The sequence below is a fragment of the Nocardioides sp. CPCC 206347 genome, assembly GCF_048654605.1.
In the GTDB taxonomy this organism is placed as follows: Bacteria; Actinomycetota; Actinomycetes; order Propionibacteriales; family Nocardioidaceae; genus Nocardioides.
Genome location: NZ_JBMCYZ010000001.1, coordinates 727506 through 745697 on the forward strand (window position 1 = coordinate 727506; position 18192 = coordinate 745697).

Genomic DNA, 18192 nt, shown 5'->3' on the forward strand with positions numbered 1-18192 from the left:
GCGGTTCTCAGAGTGCGATTCTCGCCTCGGGCTGCGCTGATAGGTGTGACTACGTGGAACCGGCCGCGGGTTAGACAGCTGATAGCCCATTTTCGCGTGGAGGTGGGTGGGAACTCCGGGCTAGCGCACTCATCAGCGGCCATGTGTACTCAGAGAAGGTGCATCATTCCGCGAGGGGGGCTATGAGCTTCTGGTGCTGGGGTCACACACTCGGCTCTGCACTACTTGGGTCGGGTTAGTTCGCTGGCGATCTGCGATACGCGTTCAGGCGTGTGCAGGTGCCCGACGCCGGGCAGTTCCACGAGCTCGGCGGAGGCGAGGCGATCTGCGAGGTGGCGAGCCTGCACGATGGGAACGAGCGTGTCGGCGGTCCCGTGCCAGATCTTCACCGGTAGTTTCACTTCGTCGACGTCGAAGTCGAGCGGGTCAGGCTGGTTGGTCTCCTCAAATCGCCATTGCGTCGGGCCCTGTCGTGCGGCCTCGATGATGGTTCTCGCGAGCTCGTGAGGGTACGAGGCCATGAGGGTCCGGTCAGCCGGAGTGCGCAGGACGAGCTTGAACGGTGTCAACACCGCCGCTGGGTTCTTGTTGCCGCGCCTGACAGCCGAGTTCGTGACCCTGGTCCATAGGGCCGGCGCACGACGGGCAAACGCGAAGTCCATCCTCGCCAGGCGAGGGAAGGCGCGGGCATAACCGGGCATGTCGGGGGTAGTACCGGTGCTCAACATGCCGACCGCCGTCAGCCGCTCGGGTATCAGCGCGGCACATGCGAGGGCGTAGCGTCCGCCCCGCGAGTATCCGAGCACGGCAAAGCGATCAAGGCCCAACGAATCAGCCAGGGCACTCACATCCGCGGGCCAGTCGGCATGCCCGCGACCCGGCTTGGGGTCAGAGAGTCCGTAGCCTGGGCGGTCGACCCCGATGAGGCGCACTCCAGCTTCAAGGAGCGCCTCGTCGTGTTGCGCGAAGGCGAAGTCGAGCCGCGAGCCAGGATTGCTGTGAAAGTGCAGTAGGGGCGCGCCCGCCGCATCGCCTACCTCGGCGTATCCGAGGGCCGCCCGTCCGGCAGGTCGACAGTCTGGTCAAGCCGCAAGTTCACACGCCGAGGCTATCCAGACCTGAACTAAACGAATAGCGCCCTGTCGAGCCATCCGGGATTGCCGCGATCCTCACAGTCTTTTCGCCGCGACAGGGCAAGTCACAATGCCGGGGCCGGGGTCGCTACGTCGTCACGGCGGAGCGAGCCGAACCACCTCCGAACCACCTCGATGTCCTCCGAAGACAGGTCGACATCTGCTGCTTCGGCACGGCTGAGGACGTTGTTTACGAATGCCTCGGCGATCTCTTCGGCCCGCGGCGACGGTTGGCGGTATAGCGGACAGCCGCCGTATGCGGCGCCGCGAACGACGACGCCGACGGCTTGGCGGCTAACACGCACTCCCTTCTCCGCGAGGCGGTCTCGGGACCAGCGCGTTGCCTCCGTCAGATTGAATTCGTATGAGGCCACAAATGCGGCGAGCGAATCATGCACGTGGTGCCAGCTCTGGTCCGGCAGCGAAGGCAACTTCAGCGCCTGGGTCACGCGGTCCACCGGTTCAGGCAACGTCGGTCGCTGCTGGAGTTCCTCATCGGGCGCCACCGCGGTGTGTCGGGTGCTGTCCCAGATGAAGTGCTGTGACATCCGCACCCCGGCCAGGTTGAGTGCCTGGAGCGCTCTGGCGAAGCCGCCGTATCCAAACCACTGGCTATCGGCAGCAACCGCCCCCAGCTCACGCCGCAGTTCGTGAGCCAGCGAAGCAAGGTTCATAGGCTCAGATGCTTCCGCGTAGCGGATTTGCACAATCTCCGCGAACCTTGCCCTGCCCTCCGCTTCGGTTAGCGAGCCGTCCGTGCCTACGTCTTGCGGCGCCTGCCCATCGAGCCCGAGATGCTCGTCAGCTCCGACACCTCGCACATCTGCTAGTTCGGCCGACGGGTACTCGAGCATCTCGAGAAGTTCCTCGCCGCCGATCAATCGGTCGGCAACGGCCGCAAGCACCACAGCGGAGTCCGACGGCGAGAGAAGCGTGATCCTTCTGTCCGAGGCCCGGAGGCGAACGATGAGCGGAGTCATATCGGAGTCGCCAGAAGCGATTACGAACTCCTCGTAGTGCACGTCCGCACGAAGGGCCTCCACAGCGTCGATCACTAGGCGGATGTCGGCGCCATTCTTTGTGTGCGACAGGCGAGGGCAGTCGACGACCTCGAAGCCCGCGTCAGTGAAGAACGGGCGAAACCGCGAGAAGTAGAGCCTCGTGCCCTCGATGTTCGGGTGCGGTACCCAGCCGGCAGGATTCATGTAACAGCGGAGCACCAGCCAGCGGCGCGACGATTCGTCCTGTGATCCGGCCGCCAAGCCGTCGAGCCATATCTGCGGCTCCTCGACAAAGCGCAATGCCAGCTTCGGGTCGAGCTTGAGCAATCCGCTGAACACGTTGTCGAAGTCGAGGTACAGAACGCTGCGTGATGGACACATGTGGAAAACCTAGCCGTGAACATCACGGGTGACTCGACGTTGCGTCCTTCCGCCGCGAGGCCGCGGGACAGCGAGTAGGTCTAGCGTCAGGCGTAGTGCCTCACCGCGTGTGGCGAACCATGGGGAGGGTCGGCCTGTTTCGCCAGGTGACTTGCCATGACCGACGTCAAGTTGCACCGAGCACTCTCCAATATCGTTTCACTGTGGACGCATACACCCCCGACTGACCTTGCACGATCGGTCATGCCTGGTTGTGCCGCGGATGCGACGGAAGACGAACGTTCCGAGAGCGAAAGGGTGAAACATATGGCGACGATTTACACCACGAACGAATGGAACGGCTACGGCAAGCAAAACTACTACTGGAACGAGTACAGGCTCGAAGGAAGCGTCGTTTCCAAGTACAAATGCCACAGGCAGAAGTTCTTTGACGGCAAAGAAAACAGTTGGTCGGAAGACGAGCAGTTGGAAGCCTCCTGGGAGGTCGATGACCCCAACATGCCGGAGTGGTTGAAGCAGCACATTTGAGGAGTCATGCTGCTGACCGGCCGGCGGCCGCGAGCAGCCTCATCCGCCGCGGTGAGTGCGTCATTCCGCCAGCGGACCATGACGCCAGCCCGACCGAGTCGCCGAAGAGCCGTCCGCATCTACCGAAGGACGTCGTTCCTGGCATCTGCCGGTGGTCAGCGTCTGGCCCGCGGCCCAGCATCTGAGTTAGTCCGGCCGCACTGCCGTTGGACATTTGAGAAACGAGGCGGGACGATCCCGCCATGGCAAAGACCACTATCGTTCAGGTCAGCGACGATCTCGACGGCTCCGCAAATGCAAGCGAAGTTCGCTTCGCATTCGAGGGAACCGAATACGCGATCGACCTCAGCAACAAGAACCGAAAAGCCCTGGAGAAGGCTCTGCGTCCGTACGTCGAGGCTGGCACCAAGGTGAGTGGCCGGCGTTCAGTTGCGACCCGCCCTGCGCGACCCAAGAACTCCGGGAACTCCGCGGTAGATCTGGCCGCTGTCCGCGCGTGGGCAAAGGAGAACGGACACCAGGTGTCAGACCGTGGTCGACTCCCCAAGGCTGTGCTCGACGCCTATAGCGCTTCTCTGTAACGAGCTCAATCGCGCCCGCCGACAGCGCTCCCGGGTGGCGGGACCTTGCTGCCACAGGGTAGGGACGGAGCCGATCGATCGCTGGGGAGTATCTGCTGCCCACGCACGCCGAACCTCGAATCGCCCCTTACGGAGCCGCATTCGGCAAGGTGGGCGCTGGCCGACGGCTTGCGAAACCGCCCCTGCTGAGGTTCAGATGTCGACAGCCGGCTGCCAATGGAGGGTCTGAGGGTTCGTGCGGCCGCCTTGGCTTCCCGAAGGCGCGTCTCTCCAGCCGCGTACCGTCCCCGACGATGCGGGTCGCAGCGCCGCCGATGCTCTTGTGTGAGTCAGACACGTGGACCCTTCTGTGTCCGGGTCCGCGGCTCGGCGCCTGGGTCGAACTTGTCGTCGCGAATCTCACCGGTGTCGAGGTCGACCAGACCAAAGCGCGGCTGCCCGGGCGGCTCCTGCTGGTCGCGCGTGCGTCGGCTGGCGGGCAGCGCGTCGACGTCGAGCGCGAAGGCGTCCTCACGGCGCTGGGCGTTGGTCTCGGCGATGTGCTCGTTGTGGCGCGGCCTGCCCGGCCACCGCTTGTGCTCGTCGTCGCAGTGAGCGCGCAGCCGGTTGCGCATCCGGTCGGCGAACGCGGGCAGGCAGTAGCGGTGCCACTCCTCGAGCGCGTCGCTCGTCTTGGCCAGGCTGGCACGCCGACGCTGGTCGGCCAGGACCGCGATCTCGTGAACCAGGTGCGGGTGCAGTGGCCAGCAGTTCGGGATGAGGCCGGCGACGTCCCACGCGTAATCGTGGTTGAGCCAGATCACGACCTCCTCGAGCCACTGCCACAGTTCTTGCCGCAGCGCGGGGTCCAGGCAGGTGGCCGGTTCCCAGGGGCGGGGCAGCAGGGTGTGGTTGCCCAGAGCCTTCTGCTCATCCTCGGTGCCGTTGACGGCGATGTGGAGCTCGCGGTAGGCCAGGCGAACCTGATCCCCGGGGACTGGGAACGGGTAGACCATCGGCGCCGCGTTTGACCGGCGGGTCTGCGGGTCGATGGTCACAGCTCGCTCCCGACGTCGTCGAGGAACCCGAGTCGGCGGGCCTCGACCAGGGCGGCGGTGGCTCGTGCCTCAGGGGTGATGACCATGCGCCGGTCGTTGGTCAGCCGAGCACGCAGGGCGCGCTGATCGGCCAGCAGTCGTTCGCCGGCCCTGCCCTCCACACATCGGGTCAGCTTGGCGATGATCGGCTTGCCGTTCTCGGCGATCACCAGGGCCTGCCGCTCGGGGAGCTGGCGGACCTCCTCTGGCCTCATGATGGGGATGTCGTCACCGGAGAAGCTGCGGCCGCCTCCGTTGAACCCGCCGCTGGAGTGAGAGACGCGGCCGATGCGGACCGTACCGAGCAGGTCGGAGATCTCCTGGTTGAACGAGACATCCTTCGAACCACCGAACATGACCAGGGCGTTGGTGAGTCCGAGCAGGGCGCGGGCCTCGTGTTCGCCGAAGATGCTCGTCAGCTGCGGTCGTGTCTGGGCCGCCCAGATGAAGGAGAGCCCCAGTGCTCGCTCGTTGGCCATCCTGGTGCGCAGCGTCGGAAGTGGCGCGGTGGAGGGCAGCTCATCGAGCACCGAGAGCAGCGGCGGGCAAAGGCGGCCGCCCCATGGGGAGTTGTTGGCCAGCAGAAGGCCCGTGTCTAGCACGTGCTCGGCCACCGCGGTCATCAGCGGGCTGGCCGAGGCGTAGGGGTCTTCGCGGCCCAGCAGGTAGATCGTGCCGCGTCGGCGGATGACGTCGGCCAGATCGGTGGCCGGGTGTCCGGGGCTGGGGATGCACCGGCGCCGGATGTCAGCCTGGAAGAACAGCGACACGGCCTGCTGGACGGTCGTCACGGTGTTGCCGGCGGTGCGGTCGTCGCCGTTGAGCGCCCCGTGCAGGAGGCCGTGCCAGAACGCCTCGGCGTGCGGGTGTCGGCGCAGGACCTCCATCGGCTGGGTGGCGGCGCCAGGGTTGGCCACCCACTGCAAGACGTCCTCGAGGGTCTTCCCCGTCAGCGCCGCGGCATGGAAGTAGCCCTGCAGGACCTTCGCGGATTCGGCGGCGTAGAACCTGGCCGCCTCGTCTCCGGTGCCGCCGTTGATCGCACCCTTGACGGTGCCGGCGGTGAAGGCCTTGGCGCGCCGTTCGGCGACCTTCGGATCCACGCAGCCGGCGATCGGGTCCCAGATCAACTCGTCGACGACGCCCTCGGCCAGGCCGAACGGGTCGAGTACGACACAGGGTCGGTCCTCGCGGGACCGCTCGGTCAGGCTGAGCAGGAGGTCCTCCACCTTCGTCAGCGTCACCAGCGCGGCCCCGGGCGCACTTAGAAGTGCCGGCGTGAGCAGGTCGAGGGTCTTGCCGGAGCCCTGGGGGCCGATGACGCCGGCGGTGCGGTCCCACGGCACCCACAGGTCACCGCCGCGGGGCTCGTGGGCGCTGCCGATGCGCCAGCCGACGTCCCAGGGGTCGACCCTCAGCTTCATCGCTCCTCCTTCGTCAGCCGGCGGTCGAGCAGCCAGGGGCTGAGCCCCTGGCCGAGCGCGGGCCCGGGGCGGTCGGTGGCGTCGCCGGCGGTGCGGTGCACCGGCTCGGCGGCCGCGTGCTTGCCGTAGAGGTCGGGTCGGACGATGCCGGCGACCTTGCGGAGCCGGGTGACGCCCAGGAGCTTCTCGGCTTCGGCGGAGGTGGCCATGCCGCGCATCCGTCCGGGACCCCAGCGCTGGTAGGCGTAGACGCCGACCCAGATGGTGGCCGTCAGCAGGGCGATCTCGGTGAGGGCGAGGCCGGTCCACACCAGGCCGCGGCCGGCGAGGCCGTCGGGGGTCGGGCTGGGCAGGCCTGCATCCGCGTGGCCGGTGAGGACACCGGGCAGGCTGGTCCAGAAGGCGGTTCCGATCGGGGAGGGGAAGGTGCCGGCATTGGCGTCGGGCCAGGTCCAGCCGGCGCCAGCGAGGAGGTTGGCGACCGAACGGCCGAGCTGAATGCCGATGATGATCACGAACAGGGTGGCCAGCATCACCGCTGTCGGGATCTCCCAGGTCCAGGGGTAGGGGTCTCGTCGTCGCTCACGCTGCACGGGCTGTCCGCCTCCTTCTGTGTGTCTGGCTGGTCTCCTATGTCCCGGGGAGGGTCGGGTGCGATCACGCGGCCTGTGTCGGACGGGAGGCGTTCTCGGCGAGCCACGTCGACGGGTCGACGTTGTCGGAGCCGTAGATGGAGCCGTTCTTAAGGTGGACCTCGAAGTGCAGGTGGCAGCCGGACACGTTGCCCTCCTTGCCGACCTGGCCGATCGCTTCGCCGGCGGCGACGGTCTGGCCGCGGCTGACGGTGACGGTCTGCATGTGGGCGTACCAGGTGGTCAGTGACCCAGCGCCGGTGGTGACCTTGACTAGCTGCGGGCCGGCCCAGCCCTGGGTGGTGTCGATCTCGATGGTGCCGGCGTGGGCGGCGTAGACGGTGGTCCCGCATGGGGCGGAGAAGTCGGTCCCGGTGTGCCAGTTGGACCAGTAGGGGCCGGTCTCGTGCCAGTTGTGGTTGTCGGTCCCGACGTACTGTGACGGCACCGGGTAGACGACCTCGTCGCAGGCCGCTCCGTCGAGGCCCACGGGCTGCACGGAGGCGCCCGGCTTGACGTTGATGTGGACGTGGTCGAGATGGTTCTCGGTCTCGCTGCCTCTGTCCTCCATGGAACGCCAGCCCTCGGATGCGCGGACGACGGACCAGATCCGCTGGTACCAGATGAGGTAGTCGATCCCGAGCTCACTGGCGTGGGCCTTGGCGTAGGTCGCGAGCCGGTCGCCCTGGGCTCGGCCTGCGGAGTTCAGCGGGACCATGAAGTCCGCGGCCAGCCCGGCGGGGTGTCCGTTGGGGTCGGTGGCGCTCTCGCGGTAGCCGCCGACGGTCTTGATGTCGAACATCGGGCCGAGGACGTTGACCAGCTGGGTCAGCTGCGGCTTGACCGGGCCGAGGTTGTAGTTGGTCTCCGTCGCGACGGCGCAGCCGGCGCTGCTGCCGGAGGTGGTGGCGACCACCAGCGGGTGGTCGGCGATCTTGCTGGTCTGGGTGCTGTTGTCGACGCTGGCGTTGGCCCAGGTGAGGTTGGTGCCGTAGACGTGGTCGATCGGCGCGTCCTTCTTGGGCACCTTGCACGGCTCCGCCGACCCGCCGAAGGCGTTGCTGAGCTCGGGAGTGAGGGCGCAGTGGGAGGCGTTCTGACCGTCCTTGCCGTCGTTGAAGTCGCCCAGGATCACCGCGGGTGTTCCGGTGCCGGCGAGGCCGGTCATTGTGGCCAGCTGACGACGCAGCGCCTCCTTGCGGTGCGCGGCGGCGTCCCCGTTGGTGTTGGCCGGGTTGTGGATGCTCCAGACCCAGATCACCTGACCGGCGTGCGGGCTGTCGGCGGCACCGGTCAGTTGGACCAGGGGCATCCCGACGTCCTTGCCACCGAAGTAGGGGATCTGGACGAGGCGGGCGTCGGTCTGCTCCCACTCGTTGCGGTCCCAGATGACCCTGTTCTGCGCCTTGCCGGTGGCCGGGTACATGCCCCACTTCGCCGCGTACCGCTCGGCCAGTGCCGTGGCCTGGGGGCCGTGCACTTCCTGAAGGCCGGCGATGGTGACGCCGGCGTTCTCGATCGTGCGCATCGCGCCCGGGAGTCGCTTGTCCCATGTTTCGTAGCCGGCCTTCTCACCGCCGCCGCCGGGCTTGCCGTCGGTGTGGCCAGCACCGAGCAGGTTGAGGGTGCCGACGGTGATCGGGTTGACGGTGTCGTCCTGGCAGCCGGCGACGTTGGTGGTGGAGCCCCCGGAGTCAGACCCGGGCAGGACTGGGAGATCTGGGCCGAGCAGGTCGGTGATGTCGCCGGCGACGTCTTCCCACTGGGCGTACGCGTCGGGGTAGCCCGAGATCTGGACGGCCTGTGCGGCTTGGGTGAGCGGCATCTTCGACCAGCCGGGGATGTCGAGGAGGCCGGGGTTCGCGGTGTGCTGGGCCTTGCCGAAGAAGGCGCGGGCGGCCAGGACGGGGTTGGTGATCTCCGCGCGGCTCCCCCAGCCGGCGGAGGGGCGCTGCTGGAACAGGCCGGCGGAGTCGCGGTCGCCGGCGGTGAGGTTGACCAGCTTGGACTCCTGGATTGCGGTGGCGATCGCGATCTGCAGGCCGTACCGGGGGATCTCGAGGTCGCGGGCGACCTGGGCGATGGTGATCGCGTTGCGGGCCTGCTCAGCGGTCAGCGCCGGGTAGTTGGACGCGAACTGCAGCCGCATCAGCTGGGACAGCACGTCGCCGGTCGGTGGCCCGCCGGTGGCGGTGTGCGCGGCGGGCACGGCTCCGTCGCCGGTTTCGGTGTCGGAGGTGGGCGCGTCCTCGGGGCCGGCGCCGTTCATGGCCAGCCGGGCGGCGATCCAGTGGTGGTCGGAGACCATGGTCCCGGACCAGCCGCGCTCGAGGCGCACGCCTTGGTGCTGGGGGAAGAAGATGAAGTCGACGGCGTGGTTCTGCCAGCCGTAACCGGCGGCCCTCATCTTCGCCGCGGCCGCCCACGGGAGGTCGGTGTAGGAGGCGTGGGTGTTCATGTCGCCGCCGATGAGCACCGGGCCGTGGGTCGCGAGTGAGTTGCGCAGCTGCAGCAGGATGTCCATGCCGGCGCCGTACTGCTGGGGCCGGGTCAGCGGCGGGTTGCCGTGCTGGCGGGGGTACTTGTGCGGGTTTGTCATGTGGTGGGTCGCGATGATCGACACCACGGCGCCGTCGCTCTTGCGTTCCAGCAGCGCCCAGGTGGCATGCCGGTCCCAGGTGACCGGGCGCCCGTTGTAGAAGGTCTTGTCGTCGTCGGCAAGCTTGACCCGCCCGGAGCTTCTCAGGGCCCATGTGTCGCTCTTCCAGAGCACGACGTTGCCCATCGACTCGATCGCGTCGGCGCCGCTCTCCGCCGGCGCGCGGTAGGCCGAGTAGCCGGGGGCGGCTGACTCGATGAAGCCCAGGCTGCGAGCGCTCTGCTCGCTGAGGGTCACGAAGTCCGGGTTGGTCGAGAGGACCTTGGGCATCGAGGCTCGGAAGCCGTCCGGGCCGGAACGGGTGGGGATGTTCGCCGAGGCGACGCCGATCTGACCCTGGACCGGGCCGCCGATCGGCCCGTCGATGTTGCCGAGGTCGCCGAGCGCGGTCGGTGCTGTTCCTTGGCTGGTCTGGGTGCGGCACTCGGCGGCCGCGGTGGTGCTCATGAGCACCATCAGGGTGGCCAGGATCGGCATGCCGGCGACGATGATCAGGAGGGGCAGCCCGGCGAGCAGCAGCTTCTTCACTACAGATCAGTCCCGAGGGCGCTTATGTTCCGGCTGGAATCGTCAGAATTCATCGGAACTTCTAACCTGCGGCCTCGATGGCCTCGTTGGTGTAATAGAGCTCCTTCTCCAGCGGGTGGAGCACGGTCTGGACCTTGTAGGTGGCCTCGCCGATGCACCACAGAGCCCGGCCCTTGTCCTGCATCGCCCACCCCGAGACCATGTCCTGGGCGATCGGCCCGAGGCCGAGCATGGAGTCGAGTTCGCGCGCCACTCTCGGCTTCTGGCCGCCGAGGATCTTGATGTCGGCCAGCTCGAGCAGGTCCTTGGCGATCATGGTGGCCTGAGAGTCGGCGTCACCGACCGAGAGCAGGTCGGAGGGCTTGTGGAGGTTGGCGAACTGGATGTCGCCGCCCTTGCCGGCCATGCCTCGCGAGAGCCGCAGGTCGGCGTCGAAGCTCATGACTGCGGCGACGCCCAGCCGCATCTGCTTCCAGACCTCGTCACGCACGACGATGCGCAGATCCCCCGGCTCGGCGATCTCGCGAAGCCCGCGGCCCCACGAGTTCATGCACAGCAGCGCGATGCCCACGGCCTCGTCGCCCAGGCCATCGAGACGCGACAGGCTGAACGACTGGATCGGTGCCCGCCAGTCGACCTCGACGTTCGTGAAGTCGTCGAAGAGGCCGGCCAGGGTGCCTGTCACCAGCTCGCCGAGCGCGTTGCGCAGCAGCCTGGTCTCGTCAAGGAACTGCCGTCTCGTTCCGAACTCGCAAGCCTTGACGAGGTCCTCAGACGGATCGCGCAGCAGCTCCCACAGTTGCGGGATCGTTGTCTCGCGCAGCGAGGAGTTCCCGGCGGCGTAGCCGGTGAGGATCTGCAGAGCGTTGCGGACGACGTCGCTCTCGTCGGGCCCGAAGGGCACGCGTCGTTGTTCGTCGATCTTCATGCTGCCGACGAGCCCGCGGACCAGCACGAGCCAGCGCTTGAAGATGATCGTGGTGCGCCGCTGCGCTTCCTCGGCCGAGAGCTTCTCCCAGCCGTGTCCGAGCGGGCCCATCGCCAACGGGTTGATCCGGGCCGGCAGACCCGGGCCGATGACGAACGGCTCGACGCCGTGCGCTCGGCACAGCGACTCGTACTCGTCCTTCGGGTCGCCGAGGACCAGGGTGCGGTAGCCGAACGGCATCATCCGGTTGCAGAAGGCTTTGGTGGTGCCTGACTTGCCGGTGCCGGGCTTGGCGAACTGGAAGATGTTCGGGTTGGTCGCCGTGACGTCGTCGCGCAGCACCCATCCGAACGGGTCGCAGTAGAAGGAGCCGCCGGAGAGCTGGTCGACGCCCATCTGAGCCCCGGTCGGGGGCAGTGCGGGGGCTGACACGAAGGGCCAGAGCACCGGTGACTGATCGCTGGTCATCCGCCACGCCTGGGCCGGGGCCTTGGCTGGCGCCCAGCCGCGACCGGGTCGTGCTGCGCCCCGCCGAGGGGCGTACTTGAAGGATCGGGGCTCCTTGGCCTCGCGGGCCGGGGCCGGGGTGGTCAGCAGGTCGTGGCCGAAGTCCGACAACAGCGCCGCCATGTCCCGACCCGCCTTGGCGCTGCGGCGGTTGCGCCGTGCGGGGGTGGACATCAGGCGTCTCCGGACCGGGTGAGGCTGGTGCCCAGTGGGATGGTGGAGGCGGCGAACCCGGTGTCCTGGGCGAGGTCGAGCCGCAGCGGCGCGAACCCCGCGCGGCGCACCGAGGCGTCCAGCCGGCGGCCGAACTCGGTGATCCGCAGAGTCTTGGGCACGGTGACCGTGCACACGGCGTAGGGCCGGGTCAGCGCGTTGCCGCGGGCCAGCTTGGCGTCCAGACCGCGGGCCTTGTAGGCCTCGTCGCGCTGCTTGGCACGGGTCTTTCGGCCGAGCTTCTCGTTCATCCCCTCGGCCAGGTCGGCTGCCCACTCGGCGTTGCCGGACTGCCGGTCCGCCTTCGACTGCGACACCACCGGGTAGGCGACCAGGAACGAGCGCCGCTCGCCGGACTCGCTCGGGGTGAGGATCGGCGCCAGCGCCCCCATCACCGCGCCACGGCTGGGCAGCTTGATGGTGGCGCTGATCGAGTTCCACGCGTCGTGGCTGTAGTGCCGCACCGTGGCATCGGCGCCAGAGGGTCCGGCCATCGCCCAGGGGACGTCGGCGTTGACTCTCGCGTCCTTCTCCCGCATCGCCAGCGCCTCGACGATGCCGGCACGGGTCGCCCGGAGCGAACCCGGTCCGGCTCGCCAGTGCGAGTTCGGGGCTGGTCAGCCACCGCACCGAGGTCATCCCCATGGGACCGCGCAGCTGGGCCTCGATCTCGGCCATGAGGAGATAGATCTCCCGGCACCGGCCCTCAAGGCCACCGCCGGACTCCTTGGCCGACCGGGTGATCCGGGTCTCGGGAACGACGATGGTCACGAACATCTCGGTGCGGACCGAGGCCCGGGTCAGTCCGTGGGCGAGGTCGCTGTTGACGAGCTCGGACAGCTCCGGGGCGTTGGGGCGCCGATGCTTGTTGACCCACAGCTCCCGCTCGGCGCCGTCCTCGGGGACGGTGCGCACCATGAAGAGGATCTCCTCGACCTTCTCGGTGCGGCCGGCGACGTCGATCAGCCCGGCGAGCCCCTCGCCGTAACGGGTGCGCTCCTCGAGGTCCTTCATGCCGATGCCCGGGTGGACGATCGCGGCGGTGACCGCCCAGGTCTTGGTCGCGTGGTCCTGGATGATCGCGACCCGCTGCAGCTGCGAGCCGTGCGGGGGCCCGTCGTGGATCTGGATGCCCTGCAGCACACCGGGCAGGTCCGGGGTGTCGAGGTCCTCGGCGCGACCCTGGGAGGCCTTGGCCCGAAACGACGTCCATCCGAGCAGACCGCCGACGGCGTACATCGTCGAGGCGAACACCCAGCCGGTGGCCGAGCGGCCCCGGACCGGAATGATGGTGATGGCCAGCGCGAACAGCCAGACCATGGCGAACAAGAGGGCGGAGAACCAAGCTCCGCGACTGATCGCCCAGAACGCCGGCAGGCTCACCAGCGACAAGAACATCAGTTGGCCTCCGGATAGTCCGAAGAACCAGCCGATCCGGTCGCGCTGGTAGTCGGCGTAGGTGGTCATCGATGGGTTCCTTCCATCTCGTCGGGGTCCGTACCGGGGTTGCGCGAATCGGGTTAGACCGCGACCGGGGGGATTCCGCCAGCTGCTCCGGCGCCCCCGGCACCGCCAGCCGCTCCCCCGCCGCCAGCAGCGGGTGTCTTGGGTGCGGCACCCGCGCCACCTGCTCCACCGGAGGAGCCGCCCTGGCCGCCGGAGCCGCCGCCGGGGCCACCGCCCGTGGGCAGGGTCGGCGGAGTGGGAGGTGCAGGCGGCATCGGCGGACTCGGCGGGTCGTCGTCGCCGCTGTTCTGCGACCCGGGGTGGCTGCCGCCGGACTGATCCCCGGACTGGCCACCGGACTGCCTGCCGCCCAGCCCGCTGAAGTCGGGCCCGTAGGTGCTCTGCCCGACACCGGCCTGGTTGGACTCATCCGACATCAGCGAGGTGGCCTTGGCGCCGGCGCTGTTGATCCAGCCCATGCCGGTCGACATCGCCTGGCCGACGGGGCCGAAGCTGCCCAGGACGCCCTGGGTGGACTTGTTGAACCGGTCGCCCGTGGACGCCTCGGCGCTCTGCTCGCCGCCCGACCGGCCGCTTGGGTCCATGGCCGAAGCCGCCGAAGAGCCGCCACCGGACGCCCCGCCGCCGAGTAGTCCCTGCAGGCCGCCCTGGATCGCCATGCCTTGCCGGAACGACGCACCCGAGGGGGTGCCGGGGTCGACGAAGGCCAGCAGCTTGAACAACGCCAGCGGTGCGACGACGCTGACCAGGATCAGCATGACCGCCGGGAGTGCGGTGCCGACCGACTTCTGCGCGCCGTCGGCGAGGTGGGTGGCGACACCGTTGGACATCTGTACACCGATGCCGAGCACCATCACCATCAGCACGGGCGTGAACGCCGCGGCGTGGAACCAGCGCAGGCTCTTCCAGAACCAGGAGCGGGTGAAGTCCGAGACCAACCCGGCTGCGGACAGCGGGCCGGTGGCGGTCAGGACCAGGAGCGAGGCTGCGCGGGCGAGGTAGACCAGGATGTGCCCGATGGCGGCCAGCCAGAGGAAGATCCCGAGGAAGGCCAGCACGGTGGCCACCGCCGCGTCGGAGATGTCTTCGGCGCCGAGGCCGCCCAGGGGGTCCCAGTCGGGCCAGGTCTGCACCTTGAGCAGCGACTTCATCAGGGCCCGGGTGAGGGCACCGCAGGCCGCCACGATCATCGCGCAGTATCCGAACCAGCAGGCGCAGACGATGACGAACTGGCCGGCACCGATGAAGGCGCGCGCAAGGCTCTTGCCCTCGCGCTTGAAGGCCGCGGCGCCGAGCTGGATCATCGCCAAGATGACCACCATGGCGAGCGCCAGCCAGAGCGTGAAGGTGTAGACGTCCTTGCCGGGCCCGTCGGCGCGCAGGTCGGGGGTCAAGAACAGCTCGCTGAACGTGAGCACGATACGCAGCACGAACAGGCCGCTGTTCCAGATCGCCAGCATGGCCGCGGTCCAGGCGTCGGCAGCGGCCTTGGCGATGACGTCGCCGATGGCCTCGAACGGGTTCGGGATGTCGCCGAGGCCGGGGATCCCGCCTCCGAATAGGTCGCCGAGGTTCGGGAGCCCAGGAACGCCGGGGAGACTGCCCAGCCCGTCGCAGACCGCGTCCAGCAGGCCGCAGCCGGGCAGCCCGTCCGGGATCAGGTTGCCGGGGCTGGGCAGGTCCTCGGCGAGCCCGCCGAGGCCGTCGAGTGCACCGGTGACGCCGTCCGTCACCCCGTCAGTTGCGTCCTTGCCGCAGTCGATCGGGTCTTCGGCGCATTCGAGCGCGTCGCCGCCGAGGTCGCACAGGGCGTCGGGACCCGGGCAGCCCTGCTTGAGGTTGCGCGCTGGGAGGTGGCCGGCGGTCTCGGCGGGTGCGGACACGGCCGGCGCTGCGGTGCTCAGCGTCGTCGACATCGCGGTGTCGGCGGCCGCTGCGGCCGGCGGCTGCAAGGTCGAGGCTGCGCCGAGGAGCGTGGTGATCAGCAGGACCGCGAGTGCGCCGATCCCGATGCGGATCAGGCTTCCGCGACCCGTGCGGGACGGGCGGGTCGTCGGGGCGGTCACTGCGCAGCTCCGTTGATCGGCACCCAGCCGGCCTGCTTGAACTCCGGGGTGTTGGGGGCAACCGCTTGCGGCTGGCCCTGCTGGACCAGGTGCTCGATGTCCTGGGAGCTGCCCTGGACCAGCCGCCAGTCCCAGACACCATCGACCTCGAGCCACCGCATGAGTTGGGTGCCGGCGTACAGGCCGTCCTTGACCTCGCCGTCGGCGGTGGTGAGCGTGACGTAGCTCAGCAGGTTCACCGCGTAGTACTCGGTGCCCAGCGCCTCGAGGGTGTAGGCGATCGGTGTCACGGCGTACGACGCGGGCGCGGGTACGTCGCCGTCCTCGGGGACGCCGGTCTGCTGGCGGCGCAGCGCGACGGCGTCGCGGGCGCGCTCCTCGAAGACCGCCTTGTCGGCGGGGTCGGCGTAGAGGCCGGCGACGGTGACGGCCTGGTCGTAGTCGAACCCGACCTGTGCCTTGGCGACCTCGATCTGCAGCGCCACGGCGCCCAGGTCGGTCTGGGGGAATCCGGTCGGGTAGCCGTTGGCCCGGTCGGCGCCGCCGGGGATGACGACGCCGTCGGTGGGCGCGGTCTCAGGGGCGGTCTCCTCGACGCCGGAGGACTGCGTCGACGACGAGGCCGGGTCGCCCGTGGTGGTCTTGTCGCTGCCGTCGGCGCGGCCGCGGGCGCCGAGCCAGACGGCCGTGGCGACCAGGCTGGCGATGGCCACCAGGGCGGCGATGCGCAGGAGGTTGCCGCGCGAGTTGCTGTCGGTCATCAGGTTGCTCATTGGTGCTCGTCTCCCGAGTAGCTGGGGTCGGTGGTGTTGTCGGTCGACCAGGTGCGCCAGCCGGCCTGGTTGGCCAGGGCGGTGCCGGGCCAGGTCGCGGGTACGGGTGCCGGCGGTGCTCCGGGGGCGACCATCCAGCGGCCGCCGACCCACTGCATGCGCTCGCAGTGCGCGAACGCGATCTGGGCCTCCTGCTTGTAGGTCGCGGTGACCTTCATCAGCACGCAGACGACTGTCCAGTCGGGGCCGTCGGTCCCTCTGACCAGGGCGGCCGCCGGCTCGAGGGTCACCGAGGCGCTGGGGTCCTTGACCTCGCCCATGTCGGTGCTGGTGAGGAAGGCGCGAACACTGACGGTGATCCACCAGTCCTCGGCGCTGACTCCGCCGGGCAGGGCCCAGGTGTTGTAGACCTCCTGGGCGGTCTGCAGGCTCATCGACTGCAGGACCGCGGTGTCGATCTGGGCGAGCTGCCCGATCGCGCCCTCGGGGGTGTGGGGGAACCCGGTCATGACGAACCCGGGGCCGTTCACGCCGGTCCCGGCCGGGATCTTGATAGTGGGCGCGGTCTCGCTGGCCTTGTCGGCCGGGAAGGCGGCGCTCTCCGGGACGGTCAGCATCGGCGCGGCCGCGATCTCGTCGCGGTGGGCGGTGCCCTGGGCCACGGTCGAGCGGTCGGTCTCGCCCGCGGCCACTCCCGGCGTGGCGTTGGCGTCGTCGCCGATGCCGGCGAGCGCCAGGTAGACCGCGTACCCGACGCCGCCGAGCAGGAGCGCAGCCACGACGCCGGCGGCCACCAGGATCCCGAGCAGACGGCCCCGGCCCCACTCGGTGGCGCCTTCGGCCTTCTTCGTGGCTGCGCGCCGCATCAGATGCAGCCCTTGCCGAGGATGCCGTTGAGCATGCCGGGCAGGACCAGGTAGGCGATCGCGCAGGCGAACACGACCACCACCGAGATGACCCCCACCTTGGAGGCATGGGGCAGGGAGAACACGCGGCCGGCGATGATCGCGCCGATGGCGATAACGATGCCGAGGCCGAAGAGCACGATGACGCCCCACAGCACGTAGCCGGTGATCTCGTTGGTAGGTCCGACGGCGCCCGGGGGTGCCTTCGGGCAGACCTGCGCGGCCAGCACAGAGGTTGCGGTCATGACGTCCATGGGTGGACTTCCTTTCTGGTTGGCCTGAGGTCAGGCGGTCGTGTCGTCGACGAGGAGGTGGGCGGGCTCGAGCAGCTCGCGTGCTGCCGAGATCAGGGGGGCGGGAACGGGGCGGGAGTCCAGGCCGTTTACCGCGAGCTCGCGGTCCTCGGGGATCGCCACGCACCGGTCCGCGTCCAGGGCGCGGCGCACGGCCGGTCCGCCGGCGTGCTCGAGGCCGCGGGGCCACTTCTTGCGGCGGGGGCCGCGGACCGCGAGGGCGATCTGCTCGGGCTGCCAGTGGTTGGACAGCAGGTCGATGGCGACCCCGAGGCGACGCATCCCGGGGATGGTCGCCGTGGTGACCAGGACGACCTGGTCCGCGGCACGGACCGCCGTGGCGAGCCAGCAGTCGGTGGCCAGCAACTGGCCGGCCTCCCAGCCGACGTCGAGGATCGTCAGCTGGGTCTCGTGCTCCGCCTCGGTCGGCAGGGGCACTTCGTCGACGCCGACCAGCACCTCGCTGGCGCGCTCGATCAGGACGTGGTCGCGCTTGCCCTGGCGCCAGTCGGCCGGGTGCAGCCCGAGCTCGGCGGTGCTCGCCGCGGCGAGTCCGGACGCGGTCACCGAGCAGCACTCCACGACGCGGACCGGCGCAGCGGCGGCGAGGCCGGCGGCCAGGGCGATGGTGCTCGAGCCGACCGAGCCGGCGCATCCGAGCACCGCGATGGTGTGCTCGCCGGTCGCCGGGGACCATGCGGTCTCACCGGTGGGTCCGCGGCCGCGCGGGCCTGCTCCGGTGCCGGCGCCGGTGCGGAAGTCGCCGGCGTTCACGGCGTGCCAGGCGCGCTTGAGGTCGTCGACGGCGACCGGCCGGGTAGTGGCCTGGATGCTCACTGGGCCTCCCCGAGACCGGCGCGGCGGAACTCCAGGGCGGCCCGGACCTCGGCCGGGGTGAGGCTGGCCAGTTCCCGCTTGGCGGCCTGGACCTCGTGCAGCTGCTCGACGCATCCGGTGAGCTGCTGGATCGCCGAGGTCTCGCGGCCCGCGATCGTGAACAGCTCGGCGATCTCCTGCGGCGTCCGGGGCCCGTCCTGGGTGTTTGCCATGGGCTTCACCACCTCCAGTTGCCTATGTCTCGTGGGGCGCCGGGAGCG

General features: G+C 69.2%; 16 protein-coding genes and 1 pseudogene. 2 read left to right on the forward strand and 15 right to left on the reverse strand.

Annotated elements, in window-relative coordinates; all coding sequences use genetic code 11:
- Positions 1–221 precede the first annotated feature (221 nt).
- Together ACOACQ_RS03460 and ACOACQ_RS03465 are read right to left on the reverse strand one after the other, a co-directional pair.
- The gene (locus ACOACQ_RS03460) at positions 222–1010 is read right to left on the reverse strand and encodes an alpha/beta fold hydrolase (RefSeq protein WP_378597057.1); all 789 of its coding nucleotides are present in this window, start codon (positions 1008–1010) and stop codon (positions 222–224) included.
- Between the two features lie 188 nt (positions 1011–1198).
- Positions 1199–2515, reverse strand: a complete 1317-nt coding sequence (locus ACOACQ_RS03465; protein ID WP_378597001.1) for an NYN domain-containing protein — start codon at positions 2513–2515, stop codon at positions 1199–1201.
- Between the two features lie 156 nt (positions 2516–2671).
- Here ACOACQ_RS03465 and ACOACQ_RS03470 point away from each other — a divergent pair, with 156 nt between their 5' ends.
- A complete protein-coding gene (locus ACOACQ_RS03470; protein WP_378597002.1) occupies positions 2672–3043 on the forward strand; it encodes a hypothetical protein in 372 nt (123 codons plus the stop codon).
- Between the two features lie 242 nt (positions 3044–3285).
- The gene (locus ACOACQ_RS03475) at positions 3286–3624 is read left to right on the forward strand and encodes a histone-like nucleoid-structuring protein Lsr2 (protein ID WP_378597003.1); all 339 of its coding nucleotides are present in this window, start codon (positions 3286–3288) and stop codon (positions 3622–3624) included.
- 329 nt (positions 3625–3953) lie between these two features.
- On the opposite strand, the gene ACOACQ_RS03480 is transcribed toward ACOACQ_RS03475, so the two are convergent.
- The 13 genes and pseudogenes from ACOACQ_RS03480 to ACOACQ_RS03540 form a co-directional block, all read right to left on the reverse strand.
- Positions 3954–4661 (reverse strand): hypothetical protein, encoded by a 708-nt coding sequence (locus ACOACQ_RS03480; protein ID WP_378597004.1) that lies wholly within the window; start codon positions 4659–4661, stop codon positions 3954–3956.
- Positions 4658–6124: a type IV secretory system conjugative DNA transfer family protein gene (locus tag ACOACQ_RS03485; protein WP_378597006.1), complete on the reverse strand. Its 1467-nt coding sequence runs from the start codon at positions 6122–6124 to the stop codon at positions 4658–4660. Before ACOACQ_RS03485 ends, ACOACQ_RS03480 begins: the two co-directional genes overlap by 4 nt.
- Positions 6121–6717, reverse strand: a complete 597-nt coding sequence (locus ACOACQ_RS03490; RefSeq protein WP_378597007.1) for a hypothetical protein — start codon at positions 6715–6717, stop codon at positions 6121–6123. The genes ACOACQ_RS03485 and ACOACQ_RS03490 overlap by 4 nt, the downstream gene beginning before the upstream one ends.
- Before the next feature lie 64 nt (positions 6718–6781).
- Positions 6782–9943: a peptidoglycan DD-metalloendopeptidase family protein gene (locus ACOACQ_RS03495; protein ID WP_420287614.1), complete on the reverse strand. Its 3162-nt coding sequence runs from the start codon at positions 9941–9943 to the stop codon at positions 6782–6784.
- Between the two features lie 61 nt (positions 9944–10004).
- Positions 10005–11552: an ATP-binding protein gene (locus ACOACQ_RS03500; RefSeq protein WP_378597012.1), complete on the reverse strand. Its 1548-nt coding sequence runs from the start codon at positions 11550–11552 to the stop codon at positions 10005–10007.
- Positions 11552–12130 carry an SCO6880 family protein gene (locus tag ACOACQ_RS03505; protein WP_420287865.1) on the reverse strand — a complete coding sequence of 193 codons (579 nt, stop codon included), beginning with the start codon at positions 12128–12130 and terminating at the stop codon, positions 11552–11554. The genes ACOACQ_RS03500 and ACOACQ_RS03505 overlap by 1 nt, the downstream gene beginning before the upstream one ends.
- 85 nt (positions 12131–12215) lie before the next feature.
- A pseudogene (locus ACOACQ_RS03510) lies at positions 12216–13058 on the reverse strand (SCO6880 family protein); the annotation flags it as partial.
- 53 nt (positions 13059–13111) lie between these two features.
- Complete coding sequence (locus ACOACQ_RS03515) at positions 13112–15124, reverse strand: type IV secretion system protein (RefSeq protein ID WP_420287615.1); 2013 nt, start codon at positions 15122–15124, stop codon at positions 13112–13114.
- Entirely contained in the window at positions 15121–15885 is a 765-nt protein-coding gene (locus ACOACQ_RS03520; RefSeq protein WP_420287616.1) for a hypothetical protein, read from the reverse strand. The genes ACOACQ_RS03515 and ACOACQ_RS03520 overlap by 4 nt, the downstream gene beginning before the upstream one ends.
- Before the next feature lie 8 nt (positions 15886–15893).
- Complete coding sequence (locus tag ACOACQ_RS03525) at positions 15894–16763, reverse strand: hypothetical protein (RefSeq protein WP_420287617.1); 870 nt, start codon at positions 16761–16763, stop codon at positions 15894–15896.
- A complete protein-coding gene (locus tag ACOACQ_RS03530) occupies positions 16763–17047 on the reverse strand; it encodes a hypothetical protein (RefSeq protein WP_420287618.1) in 285 nt (94 codons plus the stop codon). The genes ACOACQ_RS03525 and ACOACQ_RS03530 overlap by 1 nt, the downstream gene beginning before the upstream one ends.
- A gap of 39 nt (positions 17048–17086) precedes the next feature.
- Positions 17087–17932 (reverse strand): hypothetical protein, encoded by an 846-nt coding sequence (locus tag ACOACQ_RS03535; protein WP_378597019.1) that lies wholly within the window; start codon positions 17930–17932, stop codon positions 17087–17089.
- Positions 17929–18144: a hypothetical protein gene (locus tag ACOACQ_RS03540; RefSeq protein WP_378597020.1), complete on the reverse strand. Its 216-nt coding sequence runs from the start codon at positions 18142–18144 to the stop codon at positions 17929–17931. The genes ACOACQ_RS03535 and ACOACQ_RS03540 overlap by 4 nt, the downstream gene beginning before the upstream one ends.
- Positions 18145–18192: the final 48 nt, after the last annotated feature.

Bases quoted from the DNA above. Each gene is read 5' to 3' on its own strand.
- ACOACQ_RS03465 (WP_378597001.1), bottom strand. From the start codon at position 2,515: ATGTGTCCATCACGCAGCGTTCTGTACCTCGACTTCGACAACGTGTTC.
- ACOACQ_RS03470 (WP_378597002.1), top strand. From the start codon at position 2,672: ATGACCGACGTCAAGTTGCACCGAGCACTCTCCAATATCGTTTCACTG.
- ACOACQ_RS03475 (WP_378597003.1), top strand. From the start codon at position 3,286: ATGGCAAAGACCACTATCGTTCAGGTCAGCGACGATCTCGACGGCTCC.
- ACOACQ_RS03485 (WP_378597006.1), bottom strand. From the start codon at position 6,124: ATGAAGCTGAGGGTCGACCCCTGGGACGTCGGCTGGCGCATCGGCAGC.
- ACOACQ_RS03500 (WP_378597012.1), bottom strand. From the start codon at position 11,552: ATGTCCACCCCCGCACGGCGCAACCGCCGCAGCGCCAAGGCGGGTCGG.
- ACOACQ_RS03505 (WP_420287865.1), bottom strand. From the start codon at position 12,130: ATGCGGGAGAAGGACGCGAGAGTCAACGCCGACGTCCCCTGGGCGATG.
- ACOACQ_RS03520 (WP_420287616.1), bottom strand. From the start codon at position 15,885: ATGACCGACAGCAACTCGCGCGGCAACCTCCTGCGCATCGCCGCCCTG.
- ACOACQ_RS03525 (WP_420287617.1), bottom strand. From the start codon at position 16,763: ATGCGGCGCGCAGCCACGAAGAAGGCCGAAGGCGCCACCGAGTGGGGC.
- ACOACQ_RS03530 (WP_420287618.1), bottom strand. From the start codon at position 17,047: ATGACCGCAACCTCTGTGCTGGCCGCGCAGGTCTGCCCGAAGGCACCC.
- ACOACQ_RS03540 (WP_378597020.1), bottom strand. From the start codon at position 18,144: ATGGCAAACACCCAGGACGGGCCCCGGACGCCGCAGGAGATCGCCGAG.